The organism is Streptomyces sp. NPDC002669, assembly GCF_042889165.1.
Taxonomy (GTDB): domain Bacteria; phylum Actinomycetota; class Actinomycetes; order Streptomycetales; family Streptomycetaceae; genus Streptomyces.
On the sequence record NZ_JBIAQQ010000023.1, the window covers coordinates 126,228 to 139,743 of the forward strand.

The 13,516-nt window shown below is 72.8% G+C and carries 15 protein-coding genes; 1 reads left to right on the forward strand and 14 read right to left on the reverse strand.

The genetic code is table 11. The features are described 5' to 3' along the window. Window positions 1-40: 40 nt before the first annotated feature. The 6 genes from der to ACFYW1_RS29015 form a co-directional block, all read right to left on the reverse strand. Window positions 41-1,510: a ribosome biogenesis GTPase Der gene (gene der, locus ACFYW1_RS28990; RefSeq protein ID WP_388999472.1), complete on the reverse strand. Its 1,470-nt coding sequence runs from the start codon at window positions 1,508-1,510 to the stop codon at window positions 41-43. Between the two features lie 64 nt (window positions 1,511-1,574). Then, complete coding sequence (locus ACFYW1_RS28995; protein WP_388999475.1) at window positions 1,575-2,234, reverse strand: lysophospholipid acyltransferase family protein; 660 nt, start codon at window positions 2,232-2,234, stop codon at window positions 1,575-1,577. After that, window positions 2,231-2,932 carry a (d)CMP kinase gene (cmk, locus tag ACFYW1_RS29000; RefSeq protein WP_388999478.1) on the reverse strand — a complete coding sequence of 234 codons (702 nt, stop codon included), beginning with the start codon at window positions 2,930-2,932 and terminating at the stop codon, window positions 2,231-2,233. The genes ACFYW1_RS28995 and cmk overlap by 4 nt, the downstream gene beginning before the upstream one ends. A gap of 130 nt (window positions 2,933-3,062) precedes the next feature. Continuing rightward, on the reverse strand, window positions 3,063-4,148 hold the full coding sequence (locus ACFYW1_RS29005) for a prephenate dehydrogenase (RefSeq protein ID WP_388999481.1): 1,086 nt from the start codon (window positions 4,146-4,148) through the stop codon (window positions 3,063-3,065). Beyond that, window positions 4,145-4,507, reverse strand: coding sequence for a chorismate mutase (gene aroH, locus ACFYW1_RS29010; protein WP_388999484.1), 363 nt, complete (start codon window positions 4,505-4,507; stop codon window positions 4,145-4,147). Before aroH ends, ACFYW1_RS29005 begins: the two co-directional genes overlap by 4 nt. Before the next feature lie 154 nt (window positions 4,508-4,661). Then, window positions 4,662-5,117 (reverse strand): YidB family protein, encoded by a 456-nt coding sequence (locus tag ACFYW1_RS29015; RefSeq protein ID WP_388999487.1) that lies wholly within the window; start codon window positions 5,115-5,117, stop codon window positions 4,662-4,664. Between the two features lie 144 nt (window positions 5,118-5,261). Between ACFYW1_RS29015 and ACFYW1_RS29020 the strand changes: the two genes are divergently transcribed. Then, a complete protein-coding gene (locus ACFYW1_RS29020) occupies window positions 5,262-5,972 on the forward strand; it encodes a DNA polymerase beta superfamily protein (RefSeq protein WP_388999490.1) in 711 nt (236 codons plus the stop codon). 91 nt (window positions 5,973-6,063) lie between these two features. On the opposite strand, the gene ACFYW1_RS29025 is transcribed toward ACFYW1_RS29020, so the two are convergent. The 8 genes from ACFYW1_RS29025 to ACFYW1_RS29060 all read right to left on the reverse strand — a co-directional run bounded on the left by ACFYW1_RS29025 (window position 6,064) and on the right by ACFYW1_RS29060 (window position 13,357). Then, the gene (locus ACFYW1_RS29025) at window positions 6,064-6,852 is read right to left on the reverse strand and encodes a DNA polymerase beta superfamily protein (protein ID WP_388999493.1); all 789 of its coding nucleotides are present in this window, start codon (window positions 6,850-6,852) and stop codon (window positions 6,064-6,066) included. A gap of 3 nt (window positions 6,853-6,855) precedes the next feature. Then, window positions 6,856-7,878, reverse strand: coding sequence for an ADP-ribosylglycohydrolase family protein (locus ACFYW1_RS29030; RefSeq protein ID WP_388999496.1), 1,023 nt, complete (start codon window positions 7,876-7,878; stop codon window positions 6,856-6,858). Continuing rightward, window positions 7,875-8,660, reverse strand: coding sequence for an NUDIX domain-containing protein (locus ACFYW1_RS29035; protein ID WP_388999499.1), 786 nt, complete (start codon window positions 8,658-8,660; stop codon window positions 7,875-7,877). Before ACFYW1_RS29035 ends, ACFYW1_RS29030 begins: the two co-directional genes overlap by 4 nt. Further along, on the reverse strand, window positions 8,657-9,736 hold the full coding sequence (locus ACFYW1_RS29040; protein WP_388999502.1) for an AAA family ATPase: 1,080 nt from the start codon (window positions 9,734-9,736) through the stop codon (window positions 8,657-8,659). Before ACFYW1_RS29040 ends, ACFYW1_RS29035 begins: the two co-directional genes overlap by 4 nt. Further along, window positions 9,733-10,386: a nicotinamide riboside transporter PnuC gene (pnuC, locus tag ACFYW1_RS29045; RefSeq protein ID WP_388999505.1), complete on the reverse strand. Its 654-nt coding sequence runs from the start codon at window positions 10,384-10,386 to the stop codon at window positions 9,733-9,735. Before pnuC ends, ACFYW1_RS29040 begins: the two co-directional genes overlap by 4 nt. A 120-nt stretch (window positions 10,387-10,506) precedes the next feature. Beyond that, window positions 10,507-11,619: a pseudouridine synthase gene (locus tag ACFYW1_RS29050; protein ID WP_388999508.1), complete on the reverse strand. Its 1,113-nt coding sequence runs from the start codon at window positions 11,617-11,619 to the stop codon at window positions 10,507-10,509. Next, entirely contained in the window at window positions 11,619-12,266 is a 648-nt protein-coding gene (gene scpB, locus ACFYW1_RS29055) for an SMC-Scp complex subunit ScpB (protein ID WP_388999511.1), read from the reverse strand. The genes ACFYW1_RS29050 and scpB overlap by 1 nt, the downstream gene beginning before the upstream one ends. Then, the gene (locus tag ACFYW1_RS29060) at window positions 12,263-13,357 is read right to left on the reverse strand and encodes a segregation and condensation protein A (protein WP_388999568.1); all 1,095 of its coding nucleotides are present in this window, start codon (window positions 13,355-13,357) and stop codon (window positions 12,263-12,265) included. Before ACFYW1_RS29060 ends, scpB begins: the two co-directional genes overlap by 4 nt. Window positions 13,358-13,516: the final 159 nt, after the last annotated feature.

The following is a 13,516-nucleotide window of genomic DNA, read 5'->3' on the forward strand; positions in this document are numbered from 1 at the left end:
GTCCGGGACCGGCCGGGGCTTCGTGCTGCGCCCGTGTCGGCTACTTGTTGCGGCCGCGCTTCTCGCGGACCCGCACCGAGATGTGGATCGGGGTGCCCTCGAAGCCGAATTCCTCGCGCAGCCGGCGCTCGACGAACCGGCGGTAGCCGTGCTCCAGGAAGCCCGAGGCGAACAGCACGAAGCGCGGCGGCTTGGTGCCCGCCTGGGTGCCGAACAGGATGCGGGGCTGCTTGCCGCCGCGGATGGGGTGCGGGTGGGCGGCGACGACCTCGCCGAGGAAGGCGTTCAGCCGGCCGGTGGGGACGCGGGTCTCCCAGCCGGCGAGGGCCGTCTCGATCGCCGGGACCAGCTTCTCCATGTGGCGGCCGGTGGCGGCCGAGACGTTGACCCGCGGGGCCCAGGAGACCTGCGCGAGCTCCGTCTCGATCTCGCGCTCCAGGTAGTAGCGGCGCTCCTCGTCGAGGGTGTCCCACTTGTTGTACGCGATCACCATGGCGCGCCCGGCCTCCACGGCCATGGTGATGATGCGCTGGTCCTGGACGCTGATGGACTCGCCGGCGTCGATCAGGACGACGGCGACCTCGGCCTTCTCCACGGCGGCGGCGGTGCGCAGGGAGGCGTAGTAGTCCGCGCCCTCCTGGAGGTGGACGCGGCGGCGGATGCCGGCCGTGTCGATGAACTTCCAGGTGATGCCGCCGAGCTCGATCAGCTCGTCGACCGGGTCACGGGTGGTGCCTGCCAGCTCGTTGACGACGACGCGGTCCTCGTTCGCCACCTTGTTCAGCAGCGAGGACTTGCCGACGTTCGGGCGGCCGATGAGCGCGATCCGGCGCGGTCCGCCGACCGGGGTGCCGAAGCGCTGCGCCGGGGCCTCGGGAAGCGCTTCGAGCACGGCGTCGAGCAGGTCGCCGGTGCCGCGGCCGTGCAGCGAGGAGACCGGGTGCGGCTCGCCGAGGCCCAGCGACCAGAGCATGGCGGCGTCCGCCTCGCCGCTCTGCCCGTCGACCTTGTTGGCGCACAGCACGACGGGCTTGCCCGCCCGGCGCAGCAGCTTGACGACGGCCTCGTCGGTGTCGGTCGCGCCGACCGTCGAGTCGACCACGAAGACGACCGCGTCGGCGGCCTCGATGGCGTACTCGGCCTGGGCGGCGACGGAGGCGTCGATGCCCAGCACGTCCTGCTCCCAGCCGCCGGTGTCGACGACCTTGAAGCGGCGGCCCGCCCACTCGGCCTCGTAGGTGACGCGGTCGCGGGTGACGCCCGGCTTGTCCTCGACGACCGCCTCGCGGCGGCCGATGATCCTGTTCACCAATGTCGACTTGCCGACGTTGGGGCGGCCGACGACGGCGAGCACGGGCAGCGGTCCGTGACCGGCCTCGCCGATCGCGCCCTCGACGTCCTCGAGGTCGAAGCCCTCCTCCGCGGCGAGCTCCATGAACTCCGCGTACTCGGCGTCGCCAAGCGCTCCGTGCTCATGGTCCGAGCCGTCGGAGTGAATCTGGTCGTTCATGAAGTCCGTTCCTCTTTGCATCATCGATGGGCCGCGACTGCGCGACCCACTACTCAAGTCTTACCTAGCGCCCGGTGAAACGCCTGGCCCCGTCCAGATGGGCGGTCAGCCGGGCCTGGATCCGTACCGTCGCCTCGTCCAGCGCCCTGCGCGTACGCCGGCCGCTCCCGTCGCCCGCCTCGAACGCCTCGCCGAAGACGACGTCGACCCGGCTGCGCAGGGGCGGCAGTGCCGATATCAACCGTCCGCGGCGCTCGGTGCTTCCCAGGACGGCCACGGGCACGATCGGCGCCCCGCTGCGCACCGCGAAGTACGCGAGCCCGGCGCGCAGGGAGGCGAAGTCGCCCTCGCCCCTGGTGCCCTCGGGGAAGATCCCGAGCACCCCGCCCTCCTCCAGCACACCCAGGGCCCGGGTGATGGCGGTGCGGTCGGCGGTCGTGCGGTCCACCTTCAGCTGCCCGATCCCGTGGAGGAACGGGTCGAGCGGACCGACGAACGCCTCCTTCTTGATCAGGAAGTGGACGGGCCGGGGCGCGGTGCCCATCAGCATCGGACCGTCGATGTTGTGGGAGTGGTTCACCGCGAGTATGACGGGTCCGGAGGCCGGCACCCGCCACGCCCCGAGGACGCGGGGCTTCCACAGCCCGTACATCAGCCCGATGCCGATCCCGCGTCCGACCGCCGCGCCGCGCGGCGAGGGCGAGCCCGTAGTGGCTCGGGTCACTTCGCGGCCCGCTTCTCCTCGACGAGGGTGACGACACACTCGACGACCTGCTGAAGGGTCAGCTCGGTGGTGTCCACCTCGACCGCGTCGTCCGCCTTGGCGAGCGGGGAGGTCTTGCGGCCGGAGTCGGCCGCGTCCCGCTTGATCAGCGCCTCCTTGGTGGCGGCGAGGTCGGAGCCCTTGATCTCCCCGCTGCGCCGGGCGGCGCGCGCCTCGGGCGAGGCGGTGAGGAAGATCTTCAGGTCGGCGTCGGGCAGGACGGTGGTACCGATGTCCCGGCCCTCGACCACTATGCCCCGGTCGGCCGCGGCGGCGATGGTGCGCTGGAGCTCGGTGATCCGGGTGCGCACCTCGGGGACCGCGCTGACGGCGCTGACCCTGGAGGTGACCTCCTGGGTGCGGATCGGGCCGGAGGCGTCCTCGCCGTCGACGGTGATCGTCGGGGCGGCCGGGTCGGTGCCGGAGACGATGACCGGCTTGACGGCGGCGGTCGCCACCTCCTTCGCGTCCTGCACGTCGATGCCGTTGTTCAGCATCCACCAGGTGATCGCCCGGTACTGGGCTCCGGTGTCCAGGTAGCTCAGGCCGAGCTGGGCCGCGACGGCCTTGGACGTGCTCGACTTGCCGGTGCCGGAGGGCCCGTCGATGGCGACGATCACTGCGGCCGGGGCCGTACGGGTTTCCACGGTGGTGGACACCTTCCTGGTACACGGGGGTGGGCGGGAGGACGGGGGCGCGCGTGAATCCGCCCCGCACAAGGTTACCGAGTGTCGGGGCGGAGCCCTGCACCCCTGTGGACAACGCCCTCCGCCCCCGTCCGCCCCGGGCCTACTGCCGTATCGACCAGCCCCGCTCACGCAGTGCCGTGCTCAGTGCGGGGGCCGCGCTCGGCTCGACCATCAGCTGGACCAGACCCGCCTGCTGCCCGGTGGCGTGCTCGATGCGGACGTCCTCGACGTTGACCCCGGCCCGTTCCGCGTCGGAGAAGATCCGGGCCAGCTCGCCCGGCCGGTCGCTGATCAGCACGGACACGATCTCGTACGCGGCGGGTGCGGTGCCGTGCTTGCCCGGCACCCTGACCCGGCCCGCGTTGCCGCGGCGCAGGACGTCCTCGATGCCCTCGGCGCCCTGCCGGCGCTTGTCGCCGTCACCGGATTCGAGGCCGCGCAGCGCCCGTACCGTCTCGTCCAGGTCGGCGGCGACCCCGGCCAGCACGTCGGCGACCGGGCCGGGGTTGGCGGAGAGGATCTCCACCCACATCCGGGGGTCGGAGGCGGCGATCCGGGTGACGTCCCTGATGCCCTGGCCGCAGAGGCGCACGGCGGACTCCTCGGCCTCCTCCAGCCGGGCGGCGACCATCGACGAGATCAGCTGCGGGGTGTGCGAGACCAGGGCGACGGCGCGGTCGTGGGCGTCGGCGTCCATCACGACCGGTACGGCCCGGCAGAGGGCGACCAGTTCCAGGGCGAGGTTGAGGACCTCGGTGTCGGTGTCCCGGGTCGGGGTGAGGACCCAGGGGCGGCCCTCGAACAGGTCCGCGGTGGCGGCGAGGGGGCCGGACCGCTCCTTGCCCGCCATGGGGTGGGTGCCGATGTAGGGCGTGAGGTCGAGGCCGAGGGCCTCCAGCTCGCGGCGCGGCCCGCCCTTGACGCTGGCCACGTCGAGGTAGCCGCGCGCGACGCCGTCCCGCATGGCGGCGGCCAGGACCGGGGCCACGTGGGCGGGCGGCACGGCGACGATCGCCAGGTCGACGCGGCCCTCGGGGGCCTCGTCCGTACCCGCGCCGAGCGCGGCCGCGGTGCGGGCCGATCCGGGGTCGTGGTCGGTCAGGTGGACCTGGATCCCGCGCCCGGCGAGGGCGAGCGCTGCGGAGGTGCCGACCAGGCCCGTTCCGATGACGAGGGCGGTTCTCACTGGGCGATGTCCTTGCGGAGTGCGGCGGTGGCGCCGAGGTACACGTGCGCGATCTCGGACTTGGAAAGGTACGTCTCCACGTGTGCCAGGACGCGCACCACCCGGGGCATGGCCCCCGTGATGTCCAGTTCCTGGGCGCAGATCAGCGGGACGTCGACGATACCCAGCCCGCGGGCGGCGGCGGCCGGGAAATCGCTGTGCAGGTCGGGGGTGGCGGTGAACCAGATGCTGATGAGGTCGTCCGCGAGGAATCCGTTGCGTTCGAGGACGGCGGTGAGCAGGGCCCCGACCCGCTCCTCCATGTGCCCGGCCTCGTCCCGTTCCAGTTGGACGGCTCCGCGGACCGCTCGTACCGCCACGTCGTGCTCCTCGGTTCCCTCGTGCGTCTCGCGCCTGCTGTCCGCCTGCGTGATCCCTGCCCGGTCAGCCTAGAGGGGCGGCGGGGCCCGCGGCCCCGGGTGCTCTGTCAGTGAGACGGGCCGCGTCCCGCCGCCCCTCGTGGGCGGGGCCGTTTCAGAGCCGCTGCTCGCGGACCAGGTCCTCGATGGAGCGGCCTTCGGGCACCTCCCCCGACGGGGTCAATCTGTCGACGGCCGTCGGCAGCGACCGGGCGATCTCGTCGGCCGCCCGCTCCGTGGAGACCCCGGTCTCCCGGGCGACCTGCCGCAGGGTCTCGTCCGGCAGCGCCTCGGCGATCTGGGCGCCGCTGACCGGCTGGTTCGCGCCGGTGCCGACCCAGGACCGCGCCTGGTCGACCAGGCCGGACCGGGTGAGCACGTCGATCAGCCCTTCGAGCGCGCTGCCGCCGCCCCGGCCGCTCCCACCGCCCTGGCCGCCGCCGAGCGCGCCCAGCAGTGCGCCCAGGATGTGCCCCGCGCCGCCGGAGCCGCCGCCCTGTCCGCCACCGCCCTGGCCACTGCCGCCGCCCAGCAGTCCGCCCAGCAGGCTGCCGAGGTCGTTTCCCGCCATGGTTCCGCCCTTCCGAAGGGGATGATTTATCGACAATGTCGATCAGAACCGGGGCTCCTGCCACTCGGGCGGCACGGCTCCCGGCCCCGTGCGCACCGGGAAACTCCCGGCACGGCGCGCCTCCTCCCCCGTACCCTCACCCGCATGATCACCCCTGATCCCGAGGCCCTCGTACGCGACCACACGGTCTACTCCTGTGTGATGGGCTCACGCGCCTTCGGGCTCGCCACGGAGGGGAGCGACACCGACCTGCGCGGCGTCTTCCTCGCACCGACCCCGCTGTTCTGGCGGTTCGACAAGCCGCCGACCCATGTCGAGGGGCCGGCCCCGGAGCAGTTCTCCTGGGAGCTGGAGCGCTTCTGCGAACTGGCCCTGCGCGCCAACCCCAACGTGCTGGAGTGCCTGCACTCGCCGCTGGTGGAGCACGTCGACGCCGTGGGCCGCGAACTCCTCTCGCTGCGCGGCGCGTTCCTCTCCCGGCTGGTCCATCAGACCTTCGTGCGCTACGCGGTGGGCCAGCGCCGGAAGCTGGAGGCGGACGTCCGGCAGCGCGGGGCCCCGCGCTGGAAGCACGCCATGCACCTGCTGCGGCTGCTGGCGAGCGTCCGGGACCTGCTGCGCACGGGCGAGCTCACGATCGAGGTGGGGGCGGCCCGGGAGGAACTGCTGGCGGTGAAGCGGGGCGAGGTCTCCTGGGCGGAGGTGGAACGCCGCATGAACCGCCTGGTCGAGGAGAACGACGGGGCGGTGGCCGGCTCGCCCCTGCCGCCCGGACCGGACCGGGCCCGGGTGGAGGACTTCCTGGTCCGTACCCGCCGGGCCTCCGCGTCCTGGCCCGGCGGGAACACGGCATGAGACCCGGCGGAAACACACGCTGAAGCTCGGCGGGAACACGTGCCGAGGCCCGGCGGGAGAAGCGCGCCGCAGGGCCCGACGGGCCCTGCGGCTACGACGCCCGCCCCACCGGCCGGGCGCGCACCACGAGGTCGTGCAGTGCGTCGAACCCGTCGGCCGCGTCGGGGAGCCGTGACGTCGCCTGCGCCTCGTCGAGCACCGTGTGCAGCGCCTCGACCTCCCGGGACACCGCCGCACCGTCCACGCCCTCCGCTCCCCCGTGCTCGGCCTCGGCCTTGGCCGCGATCAGATCGGGCAGCCGGGCCGGGGCGGACACCTCCCCGAGGAGCGTCGGCAGGTGTGCCAGCACCTCGCCGCTGCGCATCAGGTGGATGCCGGTGAGCAGCGCCCGGAAGGTGTACAGCAGCGGTTTCAGCTCGCCGGTCCTCTCGAAGAGCCGCCACTGGGTGTTGGCGAATCCCCGGTAGTGGTGGGCGTGGTTGCGGGTGAGCACCCGGGGGGCCAGGGCCACCAGCTCCGCGTGCGGGCCGCTCGTGTGCACGACGAGCGGCGAGAGCAGCTGCTCCAGCACGTAACCGTTGGGCTTCAGCATCAGCTGGACGAACTTCCGCAGGTCATGGGTGACGAGGTCCATCTCGACGCCGTCCCGGTCCCACATCCGCGAGCGGGTCTCCTCGGGCCGGCGCAGCCCGAGGAGGTCCTCCGCGGGCAGGAGATGGACCCCCCGAAGGTCCACATCCGAGTCCCGGGACGGGAATCCGTAGAGGTGCGCCCCGGAGACCGTGGCGAACAGCAGCGGGTGGCGCTCCCCGGCGAGGACCGGGCCGAGGTCCATGACCGGCAGTCCGGCCTCCTGGAGGGGCGTCGTTTCCGTACTCATGGCTCAAGAATCCCAGAGCGCCCCCAGCGCCAGCAGGTCGCTCCGGTACTCGATCCGCTCCGACCACTCCTTGGGCCAGGCCGCCGCCCCCAGGTGCGCCCCGGCGAACGCCCCGGTCAGGCAGGCCAGGGAGTCCGAGTCGCCCCGGGTGCAGGCGGCGCGGCGCAGTGCGGTGACGGGGTCCTCGGGGAAGAGGAGGAAGCAGTGCAGGGCGGTGGCGAGGGCCTCCTCCGCGATCCAGCCGTCGCCGGTCCGCTCGCAGGGGTCGGTCTCCGGGGAGGGGTCGCGCAGGGCGTCCTGGGCCCGGGCCAGGGCGGCGAGGCACTCCTCCCAGCCACGCCGGATGTACAGCTCGGGCGAGGCGTCGCCCGCGTACCGCCAGAGGTCGCCGAGCCAGCGCGTGAGGTAGCGGCCGCTGTTCTCGTACGCGTAGCTGCGCAGCTGCCCGATCAGTCCCGTCGGCTCGGCTCCCCGGGCCAGCAGGTACACCGCGCGGGCCGTCAGGTCGGACGCGGCGAGCGCGGTCGGGTGGCCGTGGGTGAGGGCGGCCTGCAACTGGGCGGCGCCGGAGCGCTGTTCGTCGCTCAGTCCGGGAGCGAGTCCGATCGGCGCGACCCGCATGTTGGCGCCGCAGCCCTTGGAGCCGGTCTGGCTGGCCTCCTGCCAGGGCCGGTCGCTGTCGAGCAGCCGGCAGGCGGTCATGCAGGTGCGGCCGGGGGCGCGGTTGTTGTCGGGCGAGTGGTACCAGTCGACGAACTCCTCGCGCACCGGGCGGGCCAGCCGCAGCGGGGTGAGCAGCCCGCGGTCCATGGCGGTGCGCAGGCCCCGCCCCAGGGCCAGGGTCATCTGGGTGTCGTCGGTGACGAACGCGGGCTTCGGCAGCTGCATCCGGCGCCACGGCCCGCACTTGGCGAGGATCGAGGGCACGTTGTTGAACTCGGTCGGGAAGCCCAGGGCGTCGCCGAGCGCGAGCCCGGTCAGCGCGCCGGTGGCGGCCTGCTTGGTGATGGTCCTGGTCACGATCATGTGCTTCTTCCTTCCGGTCTCAGGAGTGGAGGGTGCAGGGCGGTGGCGGCCCCCGCCCGGTAGAGCGCGGCCGGTTTTCCCCGTCCGCCGGTGCGGCGTGGCGGCCCCTCCACGACCTGGACGAAGCCGGGCGTGGTGAGGACCTTGCGCCGGAAGTTGGGCCGGTCCAGTTCGACGCCCCAGACCGTCTCGTACACCTGCTGGAGTTCCCCCAGGGTGAATTCGGGCGGGCAGAAGGCGGTGGCGAGGCAGGTGTACTCCAGCTTGGCGCCGATCCGGTCGTGGGCGTCGGCGAGGATGCGGTCGTGGTCGAAGGCGAGCGGGCCCGGGGCGCGGGGCGGGGTGCCCGCCCGGCCGGGGGTGTCCGTCTCCTTCTCCGGCATCCCGGCGTCCCACCACCGGGCGCCCGCCGCGTCGCCCCCGCCGCGCGGTTCGGGCAGGTCGGGCACGAGCGCGGCGTACGCGACGGAGACGACCCGCATCCGGGGGTCGCGGTCCGGGTCGCTGTAGGTGCGCAGTTGTTCCAGGTGGAGGGCGCCGACGGTGGCCTCCGTCAGTCCGGTCTCCTCGGCGAGTTCCCGGCGGGCGGCGTCCTCGGCGCACTCGCGGGGCAGTACGAAGCCGCCGGGCAGCGCCCAGTGGCCCTTGTACGGCTCCTCGCCGCGTTCGACGAGCAGGACGTGCAGCCGGCCGGCGCGGACCGTGAAGACGGCGAGGTCCACGGTGACCGCGAAGGGTTCGAAGGCGTGCGGGTCGTAGCCCGCGGGGATGCCGGTGCTCATCGGTTCTCCGGCAGGGGGGCGGCGAAGTCCCAGCCGTCGGCGAGCAGCCGGTCGACGGCGGCGACCGCGGTCTCCAGGCGTTTCTCGTGGGGTCCGGTGAGTTCGACGAACCGGCGCCCGGTGCGGGTGAGTTCGGCCCGGAAGCGGTCGGTCATCCAGGGGCGCAGCTCCTCGCCGTCGCGCAGTCCGTCGTCCTCGAAGGCGACGCCCTCGTGGTCGGTGAGCAGCCACAGGTGGTGGGCGACGCGGTCGGCGGTCTCCTCGACGAGCGGGTTGCGTCCGCCGATGTACCGCTCGTGCCAGACGGTGGTGGCGAAGGAGTCGGTGTCGCAGAGGAGCACCGGCGATCCGATGCGGGCGGCCTTCTCCTCCGCGGCGTTCTGGGCCTCGGCGATCAGCGGGAAGTCCTCCGTGCGGAAGACGACGTCCTCCCACTGGGCGCCGGGCCGGCGGGCGCGCAGCTCGGCCAGTTTCCGTTCGCTGAACTCCCGGCCGTACTCGGGGACGCAGCCGGTCCGGGCCCAGATGCCGCCGCGCCGACGGTAGTGGTCGGCCAGGGCCAGGGCCATCGTCGTGGTGCCGGTGGATTCCGCGCCGAGGACGACGACCCGGCGGGCGAGCGCGGCCCGTACCGGCGGCTCCAGGAAGTCCCAGCAGCCGACCGGGTCCTTGCGGACGGCCGTCCCGGAGACGGGGAAGACGGTGCGCTCGGGGTCGACGCAGACGGACTCGGCGCCGAACCTGCGGGCGAGTTCGTCCCCGTACGGCTCCGAGGTGAAGACGGCGTCCACCGGCTCGGGCACGGCCGAGGTGAAGACGGCCATGTGCGCGTCCCAGATCGCCGGGTCGTGGAGGTCCATGGGGATGTCGTCGACGGCGCCGACGACCCGCGCCTCCGGGTGGACCTCCCGCATCCAGGCGACCCGGTCGGCGAGCGGCACGGACTCGACGGAGGCGGCGCAGACCAGGACGGTCAGCCGTTCGCAGCGGTCCTGCGCGGTGCGGACGAGGTGGTGGTGGCCGGCGTGCGGCGGATAGAACTTGCCGAGGACCAGCCCGTGCCCGAAGCGCTTCATGCCGTCGCTCCCGTCAGCTCCCGCCGCTGCCCGGCGAGATCGCGCCGCCAGTTGCGCAGCCCGATCAGGCAGAGCGTCATGAACCCGATGTACAGCAGCGAGGTCAGGTAGAGCTCCTTGTACGCGTACAGCGGGACGTACACCACGTCGGCGGCGATCCAGAGCCACCACGACTCGACGAGCTTGCGGCACTGCCCGTACGTCGCCGTCAGGGACAGCGCGGTCGTCAGGGCGTCCCAGAAGGGCACGGTCGAGTCGGTGGCGCGGTCGAGCAGGGCGGTGAGGGCGAGGGCCCCCACCGCCCCGGCCACGAGCAGCCAGATCCATTCGGTGCGCGTGGTCCGCCTCACCGGCAGGTCCGGTGTTCCTGGTCCACCCCCGTGGGTCCAGGTCCACCAGCCGTAGCAGGCGAGGACGATGAAGACGATCTGCAGGCCGGCGTCGGCGTACAGACCGGACTGCGTGAACAGCAGGAGGAAGAAGAGGTTGTTGGCGATGCCGATCGGCCAGTTGGCGAGGTGCTGGCGGGCCACGAGCCAGACGCACAGCGCACCGCTGCCGAAGCCGAGCACCTCGGTCCAGCTGACCGGGGTGTCCAGAACCGTCACCAGGGGTTGCTGCAGGGGATCGAGGAAATCCGCGAGACTCACGCCCGCCTCCTTAATAGTCACTCTGACTATAAAGGGGGAACGGGCACGGCAAAAGGCCCGCGGCCGGTTCCCGTTCGAAACGTCGGGGGAAACCGGCCGCGGGCCGCGGTGCGGGGGCCGCTACAGGCCGACCTCGCGCATCAGCATGCCCACCTCGGTGTTGGTGAGGCGGCGCAGCCAGCCGGACTTCTGGTCGCCCAGCGGGATCGGTCCGAAGGAGGTGCGCACGAGCCGCTCGACCGGGAAACCGGCCTCGGCCAGCATCCGGCGGACGATGTGCTTGCGCCCCTCGTGGAGGGTGACCTCGACCAGGTAGTTCTTGCCGGTGTTCTCGACGACCCGGAAGTGGTCGGCGCGGGCGTACCCGTCCTCCAGCTGGATGCCGTCCTTGAGCCGCTTGCCTAGGTCGCGCGGGAGCGGTCCCTGGATGGCGGCCAGGTAGGTCTTCTTCACCCCGTACTTGGGGTGGGTCAGACGGTGGGCCAGCTCGCCGTGGTTGGTGAGCAGGATGATGCCCTCGGTCTCGGTGTCCAGCCGGCCGACGTGGAAGAGCCGCGTCTCACGGTTGGTGACGTAGTCGCCGAGGCACTGGCGGCCGTCCGGGTCCTCCATGGAGGAGACGACGCCGGCGGGCTTGTTCAGCGCGAAGAAGAGGTAGGACTGGGCGGCCACGGTCAGGCCGTCCACCTTGATCTCGTCCTTGTGCACGTCCACGCGCATGCCCTGCTCGACGACGATCTCGCCGTTCACCTCGACACGGGCCTGCTCGATCAGCTCCTCGCACGCGCGGCGCGAGCCCATTCCGGCCCGGGCGAGGACCTTCTGCAGCCGCTCGCCCTCCTGCTCGGCGCCGGGGTGGGTCTTGGGGAGCTTGATGTCGGGCTTGTTCGCGTACCGGTCCCGGTTGCGCTGCTCGATCTTGGCGTCGAGCTCCCGGGGACGGGACGGGGCGCCGCGGCGGCGCTGGTCACCGCTCCGGCCGCCGCCCTGTGCGGCCTTCGGGCCGCCCTTGGCCCCGCCGCGGGCCGCGGTGCCGCGGCCCTTGCGGGGACCGTCGCCGCTCTTCTCGCCGGTGGCGCCCACGTCGTAGCGGCGCTCCTCGGGCCTGGGCCGGCGGGGACGCTGCTCCTGGTTGCCGTCACGGCCGTCACGGCCGGCGCCGGCACCCCGGGGATTCCGGTTGCCGCCGCTCCTGCCGCTGCCGCTTCCGCTGTTCCTGCCACTGCTTCGCATCAAAAGTCCGTCTTGTCGTCTGCGTGAGTATCCGGGGTGTCCGGTGCGTCCGGATCGAACGACGGCACACCCTCTGGCGTCTCGGCCTCGATCGCGTCCGCCTCGGGGAGGAAGGGCGCGAGCTCCGGGAGCTCATCCAGGCCACGCAGGCCCATCCGCTCCAGAAAGTAGTTCGTCGTCCTGTACAGGATCGCACCTGTTTCGGGTTCCGTGCCCGCCTCCTCCACGAGGCCCCTCTGCAGGAGGGTCCGCATGACCCCGTCACAGTTCACTCCGCGCACCGCCGAGACCCTCGACCGGCTGACCGGCTGACGGTACGCGACCACGGCGAGGGTCTCCAGCGCCGCCTGGGTGAGGCGGGCCTGCTGGCCGTCCAGGACGAAGCCCTCGACCGCCTCCGCGTACTCGGGACGGGTGTAGAAGCGCCACCCGCCCGCCACCAGCCGTAGGTCGAAGCCCCGGCGCTGCACGGTGTACTCGTCGGACAGCTCGCGCAGCGCGTCGGCGACCGCCCGGCGGGGCCGCTCCAGCACCTTGGCGAGGTGCTCCTCGGTCGCGGGCTCGTCGACGACCATGAGGACGGCCTCCAGCGCGGGCTTGAGGTCGAGATCCGCGACGGTGGAGCCGGTGGTGTCCTGCTGACTCATGCCTTCACTTCCTCCTGGGCGCCCTGCGCCTCGGTGTCGAACTCGTCCGTGACCACGGGTTCGTCCCCCTCTCCCCCGGCCCAGCGCACCAGGAGTTCGCCGAGCGCCTCGTCCTGGTCGAGCGCGACGGCCTTCTCCCGGTACAGCTCCAGCAGCGCGAGGAACCGGGCGACGACGGTCAGGGTGTCCGGGGCGTCCTCGGTGAGCGCCCGGAAGGTGACCTCCCCCGCCTCGCGCAGCCGCGCCACCACGATCCCGGCCTGCTCCCGCACGCTGACCAGCGGTGCGTGGATGTGGTCGACGTACACCTGCGGCTTGGGCCTGGGCTGCATCGCCTTCACCGCCAGCCGGGCGAATCCTTCCGCCCCGATACTGATCGCGACCTCGGGCAGCAGCTCGGCGTGGTGCGGTTCCAGGCCCACGGTCCGCGGGAAGCGCCGTCCCTCCGACTCCAGCCGCTCGCTGAAGATCTCCGCGATGCGTTTGTACGCGCGGTACTGGAGCAGCCGGGCGAAGAGCAGGTCGCGCGCCTCCAGCAGCGCCAGGTCCGCCTCGTCCTCCACCTCGGCGGTGGGCAGCAGCCGGGCGGCCTTCAGGTCGAGCAGGGTCGCGGCGACCACGAGGAACTCGGTGGTCTGGTCCAGGTCCCAGTCCGGCCCCATGGCCCGGATGTGCGCCATGAACTCGTCGGTGACCTTGGACAGCGCGACTTCGGTCACGTCCAGCTTGTGCTTGGAGATGAGCTGGAGCAGCAGGTCGAAGGGCCCCTCGAAGTTCGCCAGCCGAACGGTGAACCGCCCGTCCTCGGCGGCCTCGCCCTCCGCCCCGGACGCCTCGGGCGCTTCTGGTGCCTCGGCCGTCTCCAGCGCTTCTGTCGCTTCCGGGGCCCCGACCGTCTCCGGTACCTCCGGCGTCTCCGATGCCTCGGCCGTCTCCGGCACGTCCGGTGCTTCCGGGGCCGCCGGGTGTGCGGGGGCCGCCCCGTCGGCGGGGAGCGCCGGGCCGCCCGCCCGTTCCGGTACGGTCCGGCTCCCCGGGCCGCGACCCAGGGGGCGGCGAGGGGGACGGGCGGGCTCGTCGGTCGTCGGCATGAGGGTCCAGGGGCTGCGGGACACGGGTGTGGCCGTACGGAAGGGACCGGGCCGCTCGACCGGCGGCCCATCAGCAGGCTAACGCCCCGGGGGCGGTGGGGAGTGGATCGGCGAGCGGCGTCATGCGGCTTCGGATCCGAGGCGGAGAGGGACCTGCTC